Raw genomic sequence first — 16,771 nt, 5'->3', positions numbered from 1 at the left:
GTCAACAGCGTGTGAACGCGCTGTTCAGAGCCTCGCCGCTGCCCGCCGCAGGCGGTCGCTCACCTCGTACACATGCTGTGCCGCGGAGATGTTCACCTCGGCCTGATCCGAGCTCAGCGCGGTGAACAGGCGGCCCACCTCCAGGGCGAAGTAGGCCGGGCTGTTCGGATCGTCCTCGGAGCCGGCGACGGCCTCCGACTCGGCGAAGAACTCGACGGCCTCCGGGGTCCGTCCCTGGTCCGCCAGGACGACCGACAGCAGCCGGGTGGACATGAAGAACGGCACCGGGTCGTCGACGGCGCGCTCACACCGGATCGCCTCGCGCAGATCGGTCTCCGCCGCCGTCAGATCACCGCGGATGAAGGCGAGCCAGGCCCGGATGTGCCGGGTCTGCGCCTGCCAGGCCAGGTCGCCGCCCGGATCGGCCGCCGCCACCGCCTGGTCGCTGAGGCGTTCCAGCTCCCGTTGGTGCGCGGGCCCGGCGAAGAGACCGCTCGACGCGATCACCGACAGCGCTGCGACGACGAGCCGCGAGGCGTCCGGGATGTCGCGCAGCACCCGGGAGAACACCGCGACCAGCAGCGTGTGCTCGGCCAGCAGCCAGGTGCGCGCCTGATCGGCGCCGGCGAACCGCAGCCCGGGCAGCGGCACGGAGAAGAGATGGGTGGCGAGCGAACCTGCCCGCTCGGTCGCGCTCATGGCCTGGAGCAGGGTGGCGTGCAGGAACATCGTCAACCGCACGAGCGCCGCCTCGCGTTCGGCGACGGAGTCCTCGCGATGGGCACGCCGGGCGGCGAATGCCCGTACCAGATCGTGGAATCGGTAGCGGTCGGCCGAGTGCGGTTCGAGCAGACCGGCCTCCACCAGATGCTCCAGCTGCTCCTCGGTCTCCGCTTCGGGCTGGTCGAGCAGCACCGCCGCGACCGCGACCGGGAAGTCGGCGGCGTCGAGCAGCGCGCACAGGCGCATCGCCCGGGCCTGTACGGGGGCGAGGGCGCGGTATCCGACCTGGAAGGTGGCCTCCACCGACAGGCCGCCGGCCCGCAACTCGTCGAGCTGGTGCTCCTCGGCGCGCAGGCGCAGCAACTGGGCGCCCAGCCCGCGTCCGGGACGGGCCGCCGCACGGGCCCCGATGATGCGCAGCGCAAGCGGCAACTGCCCGCACGCGCTGACCAGTTCGCGCGCGAGTTCCGGGGCGGCGGCGATCTCGGCGTCGCCGGTGAACCGGCCCAGCATGGCCACCGCCTCCTGCTGATCGGGCACCGGCACCTCGAACCGCGTCGCGCCCGGCGGTACGAGGGAGCGGTGGCGGGTCGTGATCAGCGCGGCGTTGCCGGGCGTGCCCGGGAGCAGCGGTGTCACCTGGGCGGTGTCGGACGCGTTGTCCAGGAGCACCAGGATCCGGCGATCGGCGGTCAGGGTGCGATAGGCCCCGGCGCGGGCGGTGGGCGTCGCGGGGATCGCGGCGGCGGGCATGCCGAGCGCGAGCAGGAAGTCGACCAATACGTCGGCGGGATCGGCGGGTTGGCCGCCATCGCCCCGCAGGTCCACGTACAGCTGCCCGTCCGGGTAGTCGCCGCGGATCCCGTGGGCGACGCGCAATGCGAGCGCCGTCTTTCCCACGCCGCCGATACCGCTGAGCACCGAGATCGCGACGGCTTCCCCGCTGGGCCGCAACGCGAGCCGGAGCCGCTCGCGCAGCCGCTCCCGCCCGACGAAGTCGCCCGGCGCGGGGGGAAGTTGCTGCGGGCGGAGGCCGGTCGGGGTCTGTGGGATCTCCGGAGCCTGGGGGGCCTCCAGGGACTCCAGGGCCTCTGGAACCTCCCGAGCGTCCTCGACACGCGTCGTGGCAGCGCCGGTCGACGCCGTGGCACCGGCCGGGGTCGTCACACCCGCCGAAGGCGCGGTCGTAGCAACCCCAGAGGCAGTGTCACCGATCAACGACACGACCCCGGCGCGAGGTCCCCCGGGCCGCGATTGGGCGGAGTCGGCCTCCGCGCCGCTCAGGATGCGTGCCTGCAACTCGCGCAGCTCCGGCCCCGGGTCCATGCCCAGTTCGGCCACCATCGTCTCGCGGGCCGCGGCGTAGACCGCCAGCGCCTCCGCCGCCCGCCCGGAGTGGTACAGCGCACGCATGCGCAGCGCGTACAGGTCCTCGCGCAGTGGATGGTCGGCGATCAGCGAGACCAGTTCCGTCGCCACGCGCGCATGCTCGCCCAGTTCGTCGGCGCACTCCAGCTGCGCCACCTGGGCGTTCAGCCGCAGTTCGGCGACCCGTCGGCGGTACCGCTGGACGTAGGGGCCGGGCACGCCGGACAGCGGCTCCCCCGACCACAGCGCCAGCGCGGCGTCGAACGCGCGCAGGGAGGGGCCGGCCTGCCGCGCGGCCCGCAGTGCCTCGCCCTCGCGGGCGAGCCGTTCGAAACGCAGGGCGTCGACGGCCTGTTCCGGAATGTCGAGCTGGTATCCGTCCGGCATGGTCTCCAGCCGGGAACGCTCCTCGCCCAACGAGAGGCGGATGCGGTAGACGTACGTCTGCACCGAACGCACCGCGTTGACGGGCGGCTCTTCCCACAGCGCGTCGATGAGGTGGTCGAGGCCGCACTGACGTCCTTGTGCCAGCAGGAGCCGCACCAGGACCGCACGCTGCAACGGGCTGCCCAGATCCAGCTCGCGCCCGTCATGACGACCGCTCAGCGGCCCCAGCAGCCCGAACTCGTACCCCTGTACCCCCGTTACCACCTGCCAGAGTCTAGCGGGCCGAACGGGCTCGTCAGACGGCTGCCAAGCCGCATTTCGCACACACCAGCACCACCAGCACCACCAGCACCAGGCCGAGACTGTCCGTGGCACCGAGGCAGCGCCCTTGACCTCGTTCGATCAGGCCTTTGGCCTGGTCAGCGGTCGACGGCGGCGCCCCCGCGGAACGCCCCAGCCACCACGGGGACCAGCTGCCGCTCGATCCGCTCGGCGGACATGGCGGCCAGCTCGGCGCCGATGGGTGCCAGCGCGAGCCAGTTCAGCAGGCCGGCTGCGCATCGCGTACGGAAGATCAGTTCCTGTTCGTCGACTCCCGGAAGGTTCGCTGTCAGCACTCGGAGGGCAACCCGGCGAGACTCGTCGAACTTGTGGGCCAGCCGCTCCCACCCCTGGGGCGGATCGATGCCGACGCGCGCCACAGTCCGCATCACGGCCAGGTCTTGTCCACCGGCTGCCAGTGCCCGCACCATCGGCCGGGCGAACCCTGCCGCCACCTGCTGGAGTGTCGAAGTGGAGCCAAGGGAATCGAGTTCCAGGATCTGCGCGTCCAGATACTGTTCCAACGCGTGCTCGATCGCCGAGTCGCACAGCGCCTTCAGCGACCCGAAGTGGTAACTCACCGCTGCGACGTTGGCTCCGGCGCGATCCGTGATCTCGCGGACTGTCACGCCCTCCTGGCCGCGTTGAGCGAGCAACTCCAAGGCGGCCGCCTGCAGGCCGTCCCGCGTGCGCCGACCGGCCTCGCGGCGTAGATCCTTCTTAGTCGCCCCTGCCACAGCATGAATTCAAACAGCCGCTTGAGTTCATTGTCAAACAGCCACCTCACGGTGCGGGGCTGAAAACGGTGCTGGAACTGCGGCCGCCCCCCACCGCCCGAACACCACATCCGCACTCACACGCTGCCGCGTCGACTCTCACCGCCGCCACACAATTCAAACATCTGCTTGACAGCCTGAACTGCCATCCATACGCTCCATTCATGAAGTCAAGCTAACGTTTGAATTACTAAAGGCGTGCGAGAGACCGCTGCGACGGATCTCGGTTCCTGAAGACGAACCTGGAGGAACACGACATGAAGCTGCTCAGCCGGAAGACGATCACCGTCGCGGCCGCGATAGCGAGCCTGGGTGGTCTTGCCATCGCCGCTGCGCCGACACAGGCCGCAAGCCCCGTCGCCAGCAGCGCGGCGGTCCACGCGGACCTGACTCCTGGCGACCTGGCGAAGCTGCCGCTCACGAACCGCCACCTGACCAAGCACGAGAGGGCCAATCTCGCGGTCGTCCTGCGCGCGTACCACGTGGCGGAGGGCGACAACCTGGACGTCGACGCGTTCGTCAACAGCTTCGCCAAGGACGGCGTCTTCAACGACGTGGTCGCCGGCCAGTCCTATCAGGGCGAGGCGCTCGGTGGCGTTCCGACCTACATGGCCAACCTCTTCCCCGATGTTCACCGTGAACTCAAGCGCATCACCGTGAACGGTGACGTGGTCAGCATCGAGCTGTCGATTCAGGGCACGTTCGAGGGGCCGCTGCAGTCGCCGGCGGGCACCGTCAAGCCGACCGGCGCGAGGGTCGACGTACCGACTGCCGACTTCTGGTACCTGCACAACGGCAAGGTCGAGAAGTTCAACTGCTACGTCGGGTACTCGACCATGTACGCCCAGATGGGCATCAACTTCGACTGGGCCTCGGCGGTCGACAAGCACTGAGCCGTCCCCCGCGGGTGATGCCCAGCGCCACCGGCCGCGCATCACCCGCGATGGAGTCCAGTTGCTCCGCCGCGGGGCGCAAGGCCCACAGGTCACCGCCCGGGCTCTCCTGCCTGACCACGCCCGAGCCCGGAAGTGTCGCTTCCAGTGATCGGCGGGCGAGTGGCTCAGGGAGTCAGTTCCGCCTCACGGCACACCGGACAGGTCAGCCGCCTGGCCGGACGGTCGTGAATCACTTTGCCGGGTTGGGCGGACCCCCGCATGACCACCGACTCGGAACGCACGTGCTCGGGGCAGACAGCGGCCCCGCACACTCGGCAGACGGCTACTGGCTCCGTGGTGCGCCCCGCCTGGGCGCATTCATAGCAGTTCATCTACGTGCCTCTCAGCCGTGCAGCAGACATAACGAGCGTATCGCCGCAGAACCGGACTCGCTTGTCGTGCGCATCGGAGGCCCCTGCCGCAGGTACCGGGCGTACCAGCGCGTCGCTCCCGGGTCACGCCCCGGCAGCCCACCCCTGCGGGCGAGCCGGGCACCGGACGAAGCCGTGGCCGCGATAGCGGAGCCGTTGAGCGGCCGACATCTCCGGGTCTGGAACACCGGCGCGTACACCTTCGCCAAGACCGCGACGCTGCTCAGCGGCCTGCGGCCGTAAGCCGCCCGGGCGACCCGTGACGATCCCCATGCCAACGACAAGCCCTACGGCACCCCCAGCTCGAACAGCACGAACCCCGCGTACGACCCGGAGGCCACCGCTGCGATGCCGAGCGGCCAGCACATCATCAGCGGGCTGAGGCGGCGCAGGGTGAAGGCGAGGGGCAGGAAGAGCGGGAAGGCAGGGAGGAGATAGCGCGAGACGTTGGCGAAGATCTGCTGGCTACCGAGGATCAGCGCCAACGTCAGCACCGTGTACACGACGAGGACGGCCGGCGGCCGCCGCCGGATCAGCAGCGGAAGCGTCATCAGGGCGAGCAGTACGACGCCGACGCCGACGATGTCCGCGAAGGGAAAGCGGGAGAGATAGTCGAAGCGGCCGACCGGGACGGACGTGAGGACGTCGAGGGTGTGCCTGCCGTAGTCGAAGGAGTGGGCCCAGGCGCCGTCCTGCAGCTTGAAGTAGCCGCCGTAGTCGCCCATTTCGTGCCCGACCCAGCCCAGGTAGCCGACGAGCCCGAGCGGTGCGATCGCCAGCGCCGCCAGCGGCCGTACGATCCCCTCCTGCCGTCGGTGCCGGTGCAGCGCGAGGAGTACGGCGACGCCGAGGGCGGCGATCAGGGCGCCGGCGGTGGGGCGGTTGAGGCCGGCGAGACAGGTGAGCAGTCCGGCGGTGAGCCAGCGCCGGTTCATCACGGCGTGGCAGGCCCAGGCGGTGAGGGCGACGTAGAGGGAGTCGGAGTAGACGGCCCACTCGACGCCCGAACCGGGCCACACCGCCCACAGCCCTGCCGCCGCCAACCCGCTTCGCCGACCGCCGAGTTGAGCCGCGATGGCGTAGATCCCGAGCGCGGCGACGAAGGAGGCGACGACCGAGACGACGATCCCGGCGCCGTACGAGCCCAGCCCGGTCGCCTCGGAGACCAGTCGCATCGACGCCGGGTAGAGCGGGAAGAACGCCGCCGAGTTGCCCTCGAGCGTGATCAGACCCCTGGCGCCGGGCACGGGGACGAGGGCCGGATCGTAGCCGTGCTCGGCGACCTGCCGGTACCACCAGCCGTCCCAGGTCGCTAGTACGTCCCAGGCATGAGCGCCGCCGCCGAAGCGTGGATGCTTGTTGCGGAAGGTGCCCGTGGCGTCCAGCAGACACATGAAGACGGTGAAGCCGATGAGCTTCAAGGAGCCGTAGAGGGCGAGGACGGGGCCGTAGCGGCGGGCGAGGAGGTGGGTGCGTTGGCGCCGGGTCGGGGCCTGGCCGGTCCCGGGCGGGTGCGCGGCGGCCGGGTCCGTGGGCCTGGCGTTCCAGGCAGGCGGCGAGTCGGCGTCCCGCGGGGTCGTCGTACTCATCAGGCGTGGGATCCCGTCCGTCGGCGGCGGGCGGCGGTGCCGAACACCCAGGCCCTGAACAGCAGGAACCGCAGCAGCGTCGCGGCGAGGTTGGCGGCGACGAGTACGGCGAGTTCGACGCGTGACCCTGCGTCGGGGACGGTGTGGTGCAGCACGGCGAGCGCGCCGCTGGTCAGAGCGAGCCCGACGCCGAGGACGACCAGGCCCCGGGCCTGCTGGCGCAGCGCCCCGCCCCGGCCGCGCACACCGAAGGTGAGCCGCCGGTTGACTGCGGTGTTGGCGACGGCGCAGACGAGCAGCGCCAGCGCGTTGGCGGCCTGCGCTCCGGCGGCCGGGCGCAGGGCGGCGTAGAGCAGCAGGTGGGCGAGGGTGCTCACGACGCCGACGGCCGCGAACCGGACGAGCTGCGAGGCAAGTTGGGGTGGTTGCGCAGGGCCGCCGTCCGCTCCGGCTCGTCGAAGCCCGGCCGGCGGAAGGGTGCCGCGGGCGAGGGCGGTGCCGATCCGGACGATGCCGCGCAGGTCGGCGAGGGCGGTGGCGAGGATGTCGACCCTGCTGTCCGGATCGTCGACCCAGTCGACCGGCACCTCGTGGATCCGCAGCCCGGCCCGCTCGGCGATCACCAGCAACTCGGTGTCGAAGAACCACCCTTCGTCCCGCACCAACGGCACGAGCCGCTCGGCCACATCACGCCGTACGGCCTTGAACCCGCACTGCGCGTCGGAGAACCCGACGGCGAGGGCGGAGCGCAACAGGGTGTTGTAGCCACGGGAGATGAACTCACGCTTGGGCCCGCGCACCACCCGCGCACCGGGCGCCAGGCGCGTCCCGATGGCGAGATCGGAGTGCCCGGAGATCAGCGGCGCGACGAGCGGCAGCAAGGCGGCCAGCTCGGTGGACAAGTCGACATCGACATACGCCACCACGGGCGCCGAAGACCGCTCCCAGGCGGCCCGCAACGCCCTCCCCCGCCCCTTCTCCTCCAGCCGCAGCCACCGCGCCTCGGGCAGCTCGCGGGACAGTCGCTGGGCAATCCGGGGCGTGGCGTCCGTACTGGCGTTGTCGGCGACGGTGATGCGGAAGGAGTACGGGAAGCGCTCCCGCAGGTGAGCGTGCAGCCGCCGCACACTCCGTTCGAGCTCGGCCTCCTCGTTGAAGACGGGGACGACGACGTCGAGGACGGCTTCGTGGTGGGGCGCCGATATGGGCGTACGGCAGGGAAGGGGACGCTGGAGGACCACCTCTCGTCGTTCGACGTCTTCGCGATCCTCGTGGTCCGGCATCACAACCGCCCGGTAATTTGTCACTGTTCGTCCTTGTCTGTGCTGCGCGTCAGGGCATGCCGAAGTCACCGGCGGGCGGGGGTGTTCAGGAACCGCGGTGCGGGGCTTACGCCACTGGGGGACGGGGCGGCTGGTCGGGCCCCAGGACGGGTTTCCGGCCGCGTCCGAGCGCCAGGACCAGCAGGGGCTGTCCCCCTTGGGCCAGCCCTCGGGGTTGTCCTCCCATGTCTCGCCGCGGCCGTAGGGCGTCATGTCGAGGAGGCCGAGGGAGCCGTTGACCCGCTCGTTGCCGCGGCCGGTCGTGGAGTAGGTGAGGAACACGCGGTCACCGTCGCGCAGGAAGCAGGTGAGGTAGCCCATCTCGCCGCCGACCGGCGCGTCGACGTCGCGCACCGAGTACCAGGGCTCGGTGTAGCCCATGAACTCGACGTAGGCGGCCACCTCGTCCGGGCGGCCCGTGGTCAGGACGGCGTACGAGACACCGCGGGCGTTGAGGTAGACCGCGTCCTTCACATGCCAGGCCGTGGTGGTGCAGCCCTCGCACTGGCCCTGGTGCGGCGCACCGTCGTACCACATGTGCTTGTAGACCACGAGCTCGTCGCGGCCCTGGAACAGGTCCAGGAACGGGACCGGGCCTTCGGGTCCGACGACCTCGACCGTCCCGTCGAACTCCACCATCGGCAGCCGGCGCCGGGCCGCGGCGAGGGCGTCGCCCTCGCGGGTGTAGGCCTTCTCGCGGACCAGGAGCTCGTCACGGGCGGCCTGCCAGGTGGCCAGGTCGACCACGGGCGGGCGGCCGGGCCGCGCGGTGGTCGGGTCGTTGGGCGTGGTCGTCATGGTGTCCTCCGAGATGTCTCGTGCCGGGCGGCGTCGTACGGCGTTCTACGGCGGTCACGCATACAGACTCGTGATCCGACCGGAACTCATCGCGAGGGCACCTCCGGCGCGCGGTTCCCCGCATCCCTTGAGGTCGGCCGCAGGGACCGCCGTCCTGAATGCCGATGCCACCACGGCAAGGCCTCCCCGCTACCTCACCGCATACCGCACCATGGGGCCTATGAAAGAGCTGGCCGGGCGTCTGACCGCGCTCGATCCCGATGCCGGGGCCGCCGTCCGGGTCATCGCCTACTTCGATCGGCTCGCCGAGTCCCGGGCCGGTCTGGAGACGCTCGTGCGCGGGGCCGCCGTGCTCGCCGGGGTGCCGGCGCGGCTCATTGACGCGCCGCGGCGTGTGCATGTCCGGGTCGAGGCCGACGGGGCGCGCAGGGAGAGCGACCTGCCGCCCGACCCCGCCTGGCCGTCCGCCGCGCTGACGCCGGGCGGCGGGGCGGCGCTGTGGCTGGAGCGGGCCGAGCAGGCGGAGCCGAGTGTCGTGGACGCGGTGATCCTGGAGCGGGCCGCGGGTGTCATACGGCTGGTTCTCGACCGGACGCGAGGGCGGGCGCCCGCCGATGACCCGGCGCTCGTCGAGACGCTCCTCGACGGTGCCGCCCCGGAGGCCGCACGGTTGCACGCGGCCCGGCGTCTCGGCCTCGATCCCGCCGTGCCGGCCCGCGTTCTGGCCCCGCTGGACGGCCGCCCCCTGGTCGTCCCTGCGCACCCGGACGCCGCGCCGCCCGCCGGCCGCGTCGGCGTGGGGCCCGCCGTGCCGGTGCTCGACCTGCCGCGCTCCTGGTCCGAGGCCCGCGCCGCGCTGCGCTTCACGGCCGAGGGCACCGCGCAGGACCCCGGTCCCGGCGTCGTCCACGCCGACGAGCTGGGCGGCATCGCGCTCCTCGCCGACGTCGTCGTACCCGGCGCCGCGCCGCCGCCGGACGTACAGGCCCTGGAGACGGCCGCGGCGGCCGCGCCCTGGCTGCTCGGCACGCTGCACGCGGTCTCCTCGACGGTGAGCCTGCGGGCGGCGGCTGCCGAGATCAACGTGCACCACTCGACCCTCCAGGAGCGGCTGGCGCAGGCCGAGCACCTCCTGGGCTGGCCGCTGCGCACGCCACAGGGAAGGTTCAGGCTGGGCCTGGCACTGGCGATGCGGCACTTGGCGAGGGGCTAGGGCCTGTCGTTTGGATCAGGCCGGCTGAGAGAGGCTGCGCCTTTCAGCCGACCCGAGCGGGGCCTGGTGCGTGCAGCTGCAAGGCGGAGGAGGGAGTCGACGCGATGGGGTCCCCCCGCGCGAGCTCGTTCGAGCCTGGGGGAGTCGACAACCGACGACAACGCGGCTGGGGGTCCCCCCTGCTCGAAGCAGCTTGGGGGAGTGCGCACCAGGCCCCGCGACGCCGGGATGATCCAARCGACAGGCCCTAGCGGCGGGACGGTCGGCCGGTTGAATGCGTCGAATTCCTCGGCAGGCACCCACAGTTCGACCATGCTCTCGCCGCCCGCCTGTCGGACGAGGTACCGGCTCAGGAACTCCGACTCATGGCCGCCGACGCGATGACCGCGCAGTCCCTCAAGTCCTTGCATGCGCGCTCTACACGCCATCGCTGGAAATTTCGCAGATGCCCTATCCTGGGTGTCATGCACATCGGACGGAGGACACCGGCGCCATGACCGCGACGGACCCCGCGCTCACCGCCCTCGCGCAGGGCTGGTGCGCCCTCTCCCTGCTGCACGGCAGGATCGAGACGCACATCGAGCGCGCCCTGCAGACCAAGCACGACCTCAGCGTGCGCGAGTACTCCCTGCTCGACGTGCTCAGCCGCCAGCACAACGGCGAAGGCGGCCACCTCCAGATGAAGCAGGTCGCCGACGCCGTCGTCCTCAGCCAGAGCGCCACCACCCGCCTCGTGACGCGACTGGAGGACCGCGGCCTGCTCTCGCGCTACCTCTGCCCCACCGACCGCCGCGGCATCTACACCGACGTCACCGAACCGGGCCTCAAACTCCTCACCGAAGCCCGCCCCACGAACGAATCGGCGCTGCGCGAGGCCCTGGACGAGGCCGCGAAGAATCCCGAACTGGCCCCGCTGGTCCGGGCCGTCGAGACACTTCGCGTCACCGCCTGACGCCGCCTGTCCGGAGTTCTACTCCGCCACGATCAACTCACGCGCCCCAGCCCCCACCATGCGCAGCTCAACGAACCACCCGAGGGCTGAGCCACGGCCAACCATGCACGAAGTCGTCAACCCCGCCACCGCATCCCGTGCCGCCGCTGCAGCCGGTGGATCTCCCACCAGGTCAGTGCCGTCACCGACGCCGGGCCGCCGAGGAGCGCGCAGATCGCGAGCGGTACCGGGCCCGGGGGCAGGCCGCCCGACGACAGGCCGAGGAAGGCGAACACCCAGACCAGGACGGTGGTGACCAGCGCGGGCAGTGCCGCGTGCAGGGCGGACAGGTTGAAGGCGTGGCGCAGCGCCGGACCGGTGGCGAAGCAGAGGAAGAAGATCACCCACCAGAACGGCGCCCAGCACACGAACATCACGGACACCCAGAGCAGCAGGTTGGGGCTGCTGGGCAGCAGCCCCATCCCCTCGGCCGCCGCCGTGAACAGTATCGGCACCAGCGTCCAGGCGCCGAAGTACAACAGGGCCGACCTGCCGGCCGGCCACAGCTGTGTCCGCATGGCCCGCCGCGCCCTGGGCCTTGCTGCCCAGAAGAGCAGCGCCACCATCACCGCCGCAATCAGCAGCGCCAGCCAGGGCGCGAACACCAGCTGTTGCAGGAGCTCCCCCGGCAGTTCCTGCCAGCCTCCGAACGCGGCCAGCAACCCCACCGATAGGACGAGGGCCAACCAGGCCCGTACCCGCCGCACCCGGGACACCTCGGGATCCTCGATCCGCCCTGCCAGGCGTACGGGGAAGACCCGGCGTGCCATGCGGTGGGCCGTACGGGCCAGTTGGTAGCCGACCAGCAGCGGCACGGTCAGCCACCACAGGCACGGGAAGAACAGCACCAGCACCACCGCGGGGTGCACCTGCTCCCGCCGTCCCCGCAACACCTCACCCAGCGGCGGCCATTCGTCCGCACGCAGCCGTCGCCACAGCGGCGCGTACGGCCGCGGCGGGTCGCCCGCGGGCCTCGGTCCGCCGCTCGCGGGCGGTGGCCCGGACGGGCGGGGTGGGTCGATGGTCATGGGCGTCCTTTCCACGGTCCCGGAAAGAGACGCGACCCGACCGGCCACGGTTGCCGACCGCAAACCCCGGACACCGGTGTGTCCGCCTGATCCACTTCTGCCTCTTCCATCCGGGCCGCTCGGCCACCGCTGCCCTTGGGCGCCGTTGACGCGATCTCTCTTCGGGCCGTACGAATGGCCCATGAACGCGCCCCGTCTTCCCCTGTCCGGCATCACCGTCGTCAGCATCGAGCAGGCCGTGGCCGCCCCGTACGCCACCAGGCAGCTCGCCGATCTCGGGGCGCGGGTGATCAAGGTCGAGCGGCCGGGGGACGGGGACTTCGCCCGCCGGTACGACACGACCGTGCACGGGCAGTCCAGCTATTTCGTCTGGCTCAACCGGTCGAAGGAATCACTCACGCTGGATCTGAAGGCGCCGCGGGGCCGGGAGATCCTGCACGGCCTCCTCGACACCGCCGACGTGTTCGTGCAGAACCTCGCGCCGGGTGCCGCCGACCGTCTCGGCCTGGGTGTCGAGGCGCTCGGCGAGCGGTGGCCGCGGCTGATCCCGTGCACGATCTCCGGGTACGGCACGTCCGGGCCGTGGGCCGAGCGGAAGTCGTACGACCTGCTGGTGCAGTGCCAGACCGGGCTGGTGTCGCTGACGGGAACCCCCGAGGAGACCGCGCGCGTCGGCATCTCCGTCGCCGACATCGCCGCCGGGATGTACGCCTACAGCGGCATCCTCACCGCGCTGTACACGCGGGCCACCACGGGCACGGCCCACCCGGTGGAGGTGTCCCTGTTCGAGGCGCTAGCCGAGTGGATGGGCCAGCCCGCCTACTACGCCCGCCACGGCGGCGTTCAGCCCCCGCGCCTGGGCACCCAGCACCCGACCATCGCTCCGTACGGCGCCTTCACGGCCGCCGACGGCAAGGAAGTGCTGTTCTCCATCCAGAACGAGCGGGAGTGGGCCGCGCTGTGCGCGCAGTTCCTCGGCCGGGCCGACCTGACCGACGATCCGCGTTTCGCCACCGGCTCGGCCCGGGTCGCCCATCGCGACGCGCTCAACGCGGTCGTCGCCGAGCGCTGCGCCCGCGCCGACGCCGAGGAGATCCTCAGGGATCTGGAGTCCATCGGCATCGCCTGCGCCGGGGTCAACGACGTCGCCGCGTTCCTGGACCACCCGGTGCTGGCCGGCCGTGACCGCTGGCGCGACGTGGCGGTGCCCGGTGGCGCGACGGTGCAGGCCCTGCTGCCGCCGGCCGACCTCGCGGGGGTGCCCGCGCGCATGGACCCGGTGCCCGCGGTGGGCGAGCACACCGAGGCGATCCTCACCGAACTCGGCCGCAGCGGCGAGGAGATCAAGGCCCTGCGCGCCGACGCCGTCATCTGAGGGGCTCCTCCGGGATCGGTGTCACCAGGGCAGTGCCCCGTTCACGTCGACATAGCCGCCGGTCGGGCCGCCGGGGCCGACCTGTGCCATCCGGACGATGATCTCGGCGCCTTCCGCGACGGTCTGGGTGCCCGTGCGCCCGTTGAGGTCCGTGGCCGTGAAGCCGGGTTCGACGGCGTTGATCCGCATCTGCGGGAACGCCTTCGCGTACTGCACGGTGATCATGTTGACCGCGGTTTTCGAGGTCGGGTACGCGATGGCCTGGTAGAAGTGGGCCGGTGAGTCCGGGTCGGACAGCGTTGCCAGCGAGGCAAGGCCACTGCTGACGTTCACCACGACGGGGGCCTCGGACCGCTGGAGCAGCGGCAGGAAGGCGTGGATGACGCGGACGACGCCGAAGACGTTCGTCTCGAAGACCGTGCGCATCTCGTCGGCCGTGGTGTCCGCGGCGGCCGGGATGCCGTTGTTCTCGCCCCGCACCTCGATTCCGGCGTTGTTGATCAGTACGTCGAGCCCGCCCTCGGCCTCGACGGCCTTCGCGGCGGCCTGGACGGAGGCGTCGTCGGTGACGTCGAGCCGGACGAACCGCGCGCCGAGCTGTTCGGCGGCGCGCCGGCCCCGCTCGGCGTCCCGGGCGCCGATGTAGACGGTGTGACCCGCTTCGGTGAGCCGGCGGGCGGTCTCGAAGCCGAGTCCCTTGTTCGCTCCGGTGATGAGTGTGGTCGTCATGCCTCAAGCGTCCTGCGCGGCGCGGGAGTCAACCAGCCGTCCCGTCTTCCTGGGACTGCGGGTACCAGGCACACAGGTGCCCCACGGTGTTCACTGGGGGCATGACGGCGACGGAACTGGGACAGGCCCTGCGCCGCTGGCGGGACCGGGTCGCACCCGAGTCGGCGGGCCTGCCCGCGGGAGGGCATCGGCGCGCGGCCGGGCTGCGGCGCGAGGAGCTCGCGCTGCTGGCCGGGATCTCGGTCGACTACGTCACGCGCCTCGAACAGGGCCGGGCGAGCAGTCCGTCCGGGCAGATCGTCGAGGCCCTGGCCCGGGCGCTGCGGCTCTCGGGCGACGAGCGGGCGCACCTGTTCCGGCTGGCCGGCCTGGCACCGCCCGGCCCGGACACGGTCCCCGCCTACATCACCCCGAGTGTGCAGCGCCTGCTGGACCGGCTGAACGGCACACCCGTCGGGGTCTACGACGCGGCCTGGACCCTGCTCATGGCCAATGGCCACTACGCCGCGCTCATGGGCGACCCCTCCGGATGGCACGGCTTCGAACGCAACGGTGTGTGGCGGGCCTTCCTCGGCCCCCGCAGCCGGGCGCGGCAGACCCCGCAGGAGCGGCGGGCGTTCGAGACGGGGATCGTCGCCGACCTGCGCGCCACCGCGAGCCGGTATCCATCGGACCCTCAACTGCACCGCCTGATCGCGGAGTTGAGCGCGCACAGCCCGCGCTTCGCCGAACTGTGGGAGACGGGCACGGTCGGTCGCCACGAGGCCGGGCACAAGATCATCGACCATCCGCGGGTCGGTCCCCTCACCCTGGACTGCGACATCCTCGCCGTCGCGGGCAGCGACCTGCGCCTGATGGTCTACACGGCCGCACCGGGCACCGAGGACGCCGAGCGCCTCGCGCTGCTCGCCGTGCTCGGCACGCAGTCACTGGTCTGACCGAACCCGGCGCGTGCTTCGTGCGTCACAGTGTCGGGCGGCGCGCCGGCACCGCCCCGACCGGCTCGTCGCCGTCCACTCGGGGGTATCCATGCGTACGACCGCTTTCCGCACCGCCTTGTCGCTCGTCGCCGTCGGCCTGCTCGCCGCCGGATGCGGCGCTGATGCGGGAGGCTCCGACGAATCCGAGCCCGCGCCGCACACCAGGCCCCGGGCCCTCAAGGTGGCGAAGGCCTGGGACGGTTCGGCGGCCGCCGAGACCTGGCGCGCGGGCTTCTACCCGCTGGGTGACCCGGTGCAACTGCCCGACGACGCCTTCCACAGCGACGCCGACAAGGAGGCGTACCTCACCCAGAACTTCACCCTGCGCGGCGACCTCCCCAAGACCTCGCGCAAGGACGCGAAGGTGACCTGGCGGGACGGTGACTCGCTCACCCTCCCCTTCATGGGTGCGCGGGCGGCGTACGACGAGCTGGGCGGCAGCAAGGCCCCGGGGCCGCGCCTCACGGTGACCGGGGCGAAGCTGGGCGAGACGACGCTGGCGACCGGGCGCGGACCGGCCACCGTCCCGGCCTGGCTGTTCACGATCGAGGGCTACGACACGCCGCTCAAGCGCGTCGCCGTCAGCCCCTCGAAGCCGCCGAAGCCGCCGATCGGGCCGGTCGGCTCCCTCAGCTCCGAGCTGTGGGAGCTGGGCCAGGTGGTCGGGGTGGCCGCCGACGGCCGGTCCGTCACCGTGCGGGCCCACCACGGGGCATGCGACGACGGACCGGCCGTGGACGTGCTGGAGACGAACGGCAGTGTGGTGCTGTCCGGCTCCATGGTCGGAACGAAGGACGGCTTCTGCACGGCCCAACTGCTGGCGAAGAAGGTGACGGTCGAACTGGACCGCCCGCTCGGCGACCGGGTCCTGCTGGACGCGTTCACGGGCCGTCCGGTACGCGGCACGGAATGAGTCACCGGTTCCGAAGGACCTTCACCTCCGTGAGGCGTACGCGCGGTCGGCGCTACGGACAGCCGACGGCTCATCCCGTCAGGGCCGACTCGGCCGCCGCCAGGGCCTGTTCGGCGTAGCCGCGGCCGAAGAGCACGGTGTGGACCAGGAGCGGGAACAGCTGGTGCAGGCCGATCCGGTCCGGCCAGCCGTCGGCGAGGGGCGCCGCCTCCTGGTAGGCGTCCAGGATCCGGTCCAGGTGGGGGCAGCCGAAGAGGTGCAGCATGGCCAGGTCGGTCTCGCGGTGCCCGCCGTGCGCGGCCGGGTCGATCAGCCAGACGTGGCCGTCGGCGCCCCACAGGACGTTGCCGTTCCACAGGTCGCCGTGCAGCCGGGCGGGCCGTTCGGCGGGACCGGCCAGCTCGGGGAGCCGCTCGCAGACCCGCTCGATCAACGGCGCCTCCGTGCCGCGGACCGTGCCGTCGTCGACCGCTCGGCGCAGGTACGGCAGCACCCGGTGCTCGGCGTACCAGCGGGGCCAGTCGGGGCCGGTTGCGTTGCGCATCGGGGCGAGCCCGATGTAGGCGTCCTCGGGGCCGCCGGGCGGTCGGGCGCCGAACGCGGGTGCGCCGGACGCGTGCAGGGCCGCCAGCTCACGGCCGAACTGCTCGGCCGCCCCGGCGCTGGGCCGGCCGGTCGCCACCCGGTCGGTGACCAGCCACCGCGCGTTCCGGCCGTGCACGAGCGGGACATGGACGGTGCCGGCCTCGGCCAGCCAGCGCAGTCCGGCCGCCTCGGCCCGTGTGGCCCGGTCACGCTCGCCGCGCTTGACCATCACGACCCGGCCGTCGCCGAGGGTGACTTCGGCGAGCGTTCCGGACAGGCGGCGTTCCCCGGTCACCGGCTGTCCGGTGCACCGCGCCGCCATGACGCTCGGGCCCTCGAAGCTGTTGTGCACGGCCCTCAGCGTACG

General features: G+C 71.9%; 14 protein-coding genes and 1 pseudogene. 6 read left to right on the top strand and 9 right to left on the bottom strand.

Translation table 11 applies throughout. The annotated features are described in order from the left end of the window. Positions 1 to 24: 24 nt before the first annotated feature. On the bottom strand, positions 25 to 2,742 hold the full coding sequence (locus EAO75_RS29555) for an AfsR/SARP family transcriptional regulator (RefSeq protein ID WP_147998202.1): 2,718 nt from the start codon (positions 2,740 to 2,742) through the stop codon (positions 25 to 27). Between the two features lie 155 nt (positions 2,743 to 2,897). Beyond that, positions 2,898 to 3,461, bottom strand: a complete 564-nt coding sequence (locus EAO75_RS29550; protein ID WP_261989476.1) for a TetR/AcrR family transcriptional regulator — start codon at positions 3,459 to 3,461, stop codon at positions 2,898 to 2,900. A 371-nt stretch (positions 3,462 to 3,832) separates the two neighbouring features. Between EAO75_RS29550 and EAO75_RS29545 the strand changes: the two genes are divergently transcribed. After that, positions 3,833 to 4,468 (top strand): ester cyclase, encoded by a 636-nt coding sequence (locus EAO75_RS29545; protein ID WP_147998201.1) that lies wholly within the window; start codon positions 3,833 to 3,835, stop codon positions 4,466 to 4,468. A 167-nt stretch (positions 4,469 to 4,635) separates the two neighbouring features. On the opposite strand, the gene EAO75_RS29540 is transcribed toward EAO75_RS29545, so the two are convergent. The 4 genes and pseudogenes from EAO75_RS29540 to EAO75_RS46725 form a co-directional block, all read right to left on the bottom strand. Next, a complete protein-coding gene (locus EAO75_RS29540; protein ID WP_147998200.1) occupies positions 4,636 to 4,842 on the bottom strand; it encodes a DUF2180 family protein in 207 nt (68 codons plus the stop codon). Between the two features lie 326 nt (positions 4,843 to 5,168). Continuing rightward, positions 5,169 to 6,470 (bottom strand): glycosyltransferase family 39 protein, encoded by a 1,302-nt coding sequence (locus tag EAO75_RS29535; RefSeq protein WP_147998199.1) that lies wholly within the window; start codon positions 6,468 to 6,470, stop codon positions 5,169 to 5,171. Further along, positions 6,470 to 7,753, bottom strand: a complete 1,284-nt coding sequence (locus tag EAO75_RS46730; protein WP_222723993.1) for a dolichyl-phosphate beta-glucosyltransferase — start codon at positions 7,751 to 7,753, stop codon at positions 6,470 to 6,472. The genes EAO75_RS29535 and EAO75_RS46730 overlap by 1 nt, the downstream gene beginning before the upstream one ends. A 225-nt stretch (positions 7,754 to 7,978) precedes the next feature. Beyond that, positions 7,979 to 8,590: pseudogene (locus tag EAO75_RS46725) on the bottom strand (DUF899 domain-containing protein); the annotation flags it as partial. Positions 8,591 to 8,810: 220 nt separating this feature from the next. On the opposite strand from EAO75_RS46725, the gene EAO75_RS29525 reads away from it, so the two are divergent. Both EAO75_RS29525 and EAO75_RS29515 read left to right on the top strand, forming a co-directional pair. Continuing rightward, positions 8,811 to 9,803: a helix-turn-helix domain-containing protein gene (locus EAO75_RS29525; protein WP_147998197.1), complete on the top strand. Its 993-nt coding sequence runs from the start codon at positions 8,811 to 8,813 to the stop codon at positions 9,801 to 9,803. A gap of 493 nt (positions 9,804 to 10,296) precedes the next feature. After that, positions 10,297 to 10,755, top strand: a complete 459-nt coding sequence (locus EAO75_RS29515; RefSeq protein WP_147998195.1) for a MarR family winged helix-turn-helix transcriptional regulator — start codon at positions 10,297 to 10,299, stop codon at positions 10,753 to 10,755. Positions 10,756 to 10,871: 116 nt separating this feature from the next. On the opposite strand, the gene EAO75_RS29510 is transcribed toward EAO75_RS29515, so the two are convergent. Beyond that, positions 10,872 to 11,822 carry a hypothetical protein gene (locus tag EAO75_RS29510; RefSeq protein ID WP_261989475.1) on the bottom strand — a complete coding sequence of 317 codons (951 nt, stop codon included), beginning with the start codon at positions 11,820 to 11,822 and terminating at the stop codon, positions 10,872 to 10,874. Positions 11,823 to 12,003: 181 nt separating this feature from the next. On the opposite strand from EAO75_RS29510, the gene EAO75_RS29505 reads away from it, so the two are divergent. Further along, positions 12,004 to 13,197 carry a CaiB/BaiF CoA transferase family protein gene (locus tag EAO75_RS29505; protein WP_147998194.1) on the top strand — a complete coding sequence of 398 codons (1,194 nt, stop codon included), beginning with the start codon at positions 12,004 to 12,006 and terminating at the stop codon, positions 13,195 to 13,197. A 21-nt stretch (positions 13,198 to 13,218) separates the two neighbouring features. Here the strand turns inward: EAO75_RS29505 and EAO75_RS29500 are convergent, their stop codons facing one another. After that, positions 13,219 to 13,926 carry an SDR family NAD(P)-dependent oxidoreductase gene (locus EAO75_RS29500; RefSeq protein WP_147998193.1) on the bottom strand — a complete coding sequence of 236 codons (708 nt, stop codon included), beginning with the start codon at positions 13,924 to 13,926 and terminating at the stop codon, positions 13,219 to 13,221. A 101-nt stretch (positions 13,927 to 14,027) separates the two neighbouring features. Here EAO75_RS29500 and EAO75_RS29495 point away from each other — a divergent pair, with 101 nt between their 5' ends. Both EAO75_RS29495 and EAO75_RS29490 read left to right on the top strand, forming a co-directional pair. Beyond that, a complete protein-coding gene (locus EAO75_RS29495; protein ID WP_147998192.1) occupies positions 14,028 to 14,864 on the top strand; it encodes a helix-turn-helix transcriptional regulator in 837 nt (278 codons plus the stop codon). 91 nt (positions 14,865 to 14,955) lie between these two features. After that, positions 14,956 to 15,819: a hypothetical protein gene (locus EAO75_RS29490; protein WP_147998191.1), complete on the top strand. Its 864-nt coding sequence runs from the start codon at positions 14,956 to 14,958 to the stop codon at positions 15,817 to 15,819. A 70-nt stretch (positions 15,820 to 15,889) separates the two neighbouring features. Here the strand turns inward: EAO75_RS29490 and EAO75_RS29485 are convergent, their stop codons facing one another. Further along, the gene (locus EAO75_RS29485; protein ID WP_147998215.1) at positions 15,890 to 16,726 is read right to left on the bottom strand and encodes a fructosamine kinase family protein; all 837 of its coding nucleotides are present in this window, start codon (positions 16,724 to 16,726) and stop codon (positions 15,890 to 15,892) included. Positions 16,727 to 16,771 lie beyond the last annotated feature (45 nt).

The sequence above is a fragment of the Streptomyces sp. UW30 genome (assembly GCF_008042075.1).
In the GTDB taxonomy this organism is placed as follows: Bacteria; Actinomycetota; Actinomycetes; order Streptomycetales; family Streptomycetaceae; genus Streptomyces.
The sequence above is the reverse complement of the archived record's forward strand: the minus strand, read 5'-3'. Positions and strand labels throughout refer to the sequence as shown.

What these genes read in the sequence shown, in the direction of transcription:
- EAO75_RS29485 (WP_147998215.1), bottom strand. Translation starts at nt 16,726, where the DNA reads ATGGCGGCGCGGTGCACCGGACAGCCGGTGACCGGGGAACGCCGCCTG.
- EAO75_RS29545 (WP_147998201.1), top strand. Translation starts at nt 3,833, where the DNA reads ATGAAGCTGCTCAGCCGGAAGACGATCACCGTCGCGGCCGCGATAGCG.
- EAO75_RS29495 (WP_147998192.1), top strand. Translation starts at nt 14,028, where the DNA reads ATGACGGCGACGGAACTGGGACAGGCCCTGCGCCGCTGGCGGGACCGG.
- EAO75_RS29535 (WP_147998199.1), bottom strand. Translation starts at nt 6,470, where the DNA reads ATGAGTACGACGACCCCGCGGGACGCCGACTCGCCGCCTGCCTGGAAC.
- EAO75_RS29540 (WP_147998200.1), bottom strand. Translation starts at nt 4,842, where the DNA reads ATGAACTGCTATGAATGCGCCCAGGCGGGGCGCACCACGGAGCCAGTA.
- EAO75_RS29515 (WP_147998195.1), top strand. Translation starts at nt 10,297, where the DNA reads ATGACCGCGACGGACCCCGCGCTCACCGCCCTCGCGCAGGGCTGGTGC.
- EAO75_RS29500 (WP_147998193.1), bottom strand. Translation starts at nt 13,926, where the DNA reads ATGACGACCACACTCATCACCGGAGCGAACAAGGGACTCGGCTTCGAG.
- EAO75_RS29490 (WP_147998191.1), top strand. Translation starts at nt 14,956, where the DNA reads ATGCGTACGACCGCTTTCCGCACCGCCTTGTCGCTCGTCGCCGTCGGC.
- EAO75_RS29525 (WP_147998197.1), top strand. Translation starts at nt 8,811, where the DNA reads ATGAAAGAGCTGGCCGGGCGTCTGACCGCGCTCGATCCCGATGCCGGG.
- EAO75_RS29505 (WP_147998194.1), top strand. Translation starts at nt 12,004, where the DNA reads ATGAACGCGCCCCGTCTTCCCCTGTCCGGCATCACCGTCGTCAGCATC.
- EAO75_RS46730 (WP_222723993.1), bottom strand. Translation starts at nt 7,753, where the DNA reads ATGCCGGACCACGAGGATCGCGAAGACGTCGAACGACGAGAGGTGGTC.
- EAO75_RS29510 (WP_261989475.1), bottom strand. Translation starts at nt 11,822, where the DNA reads ATGACCATCGACCCACCCCGCCCGTCCGGGCCACCGCCCGCGAGCGGC.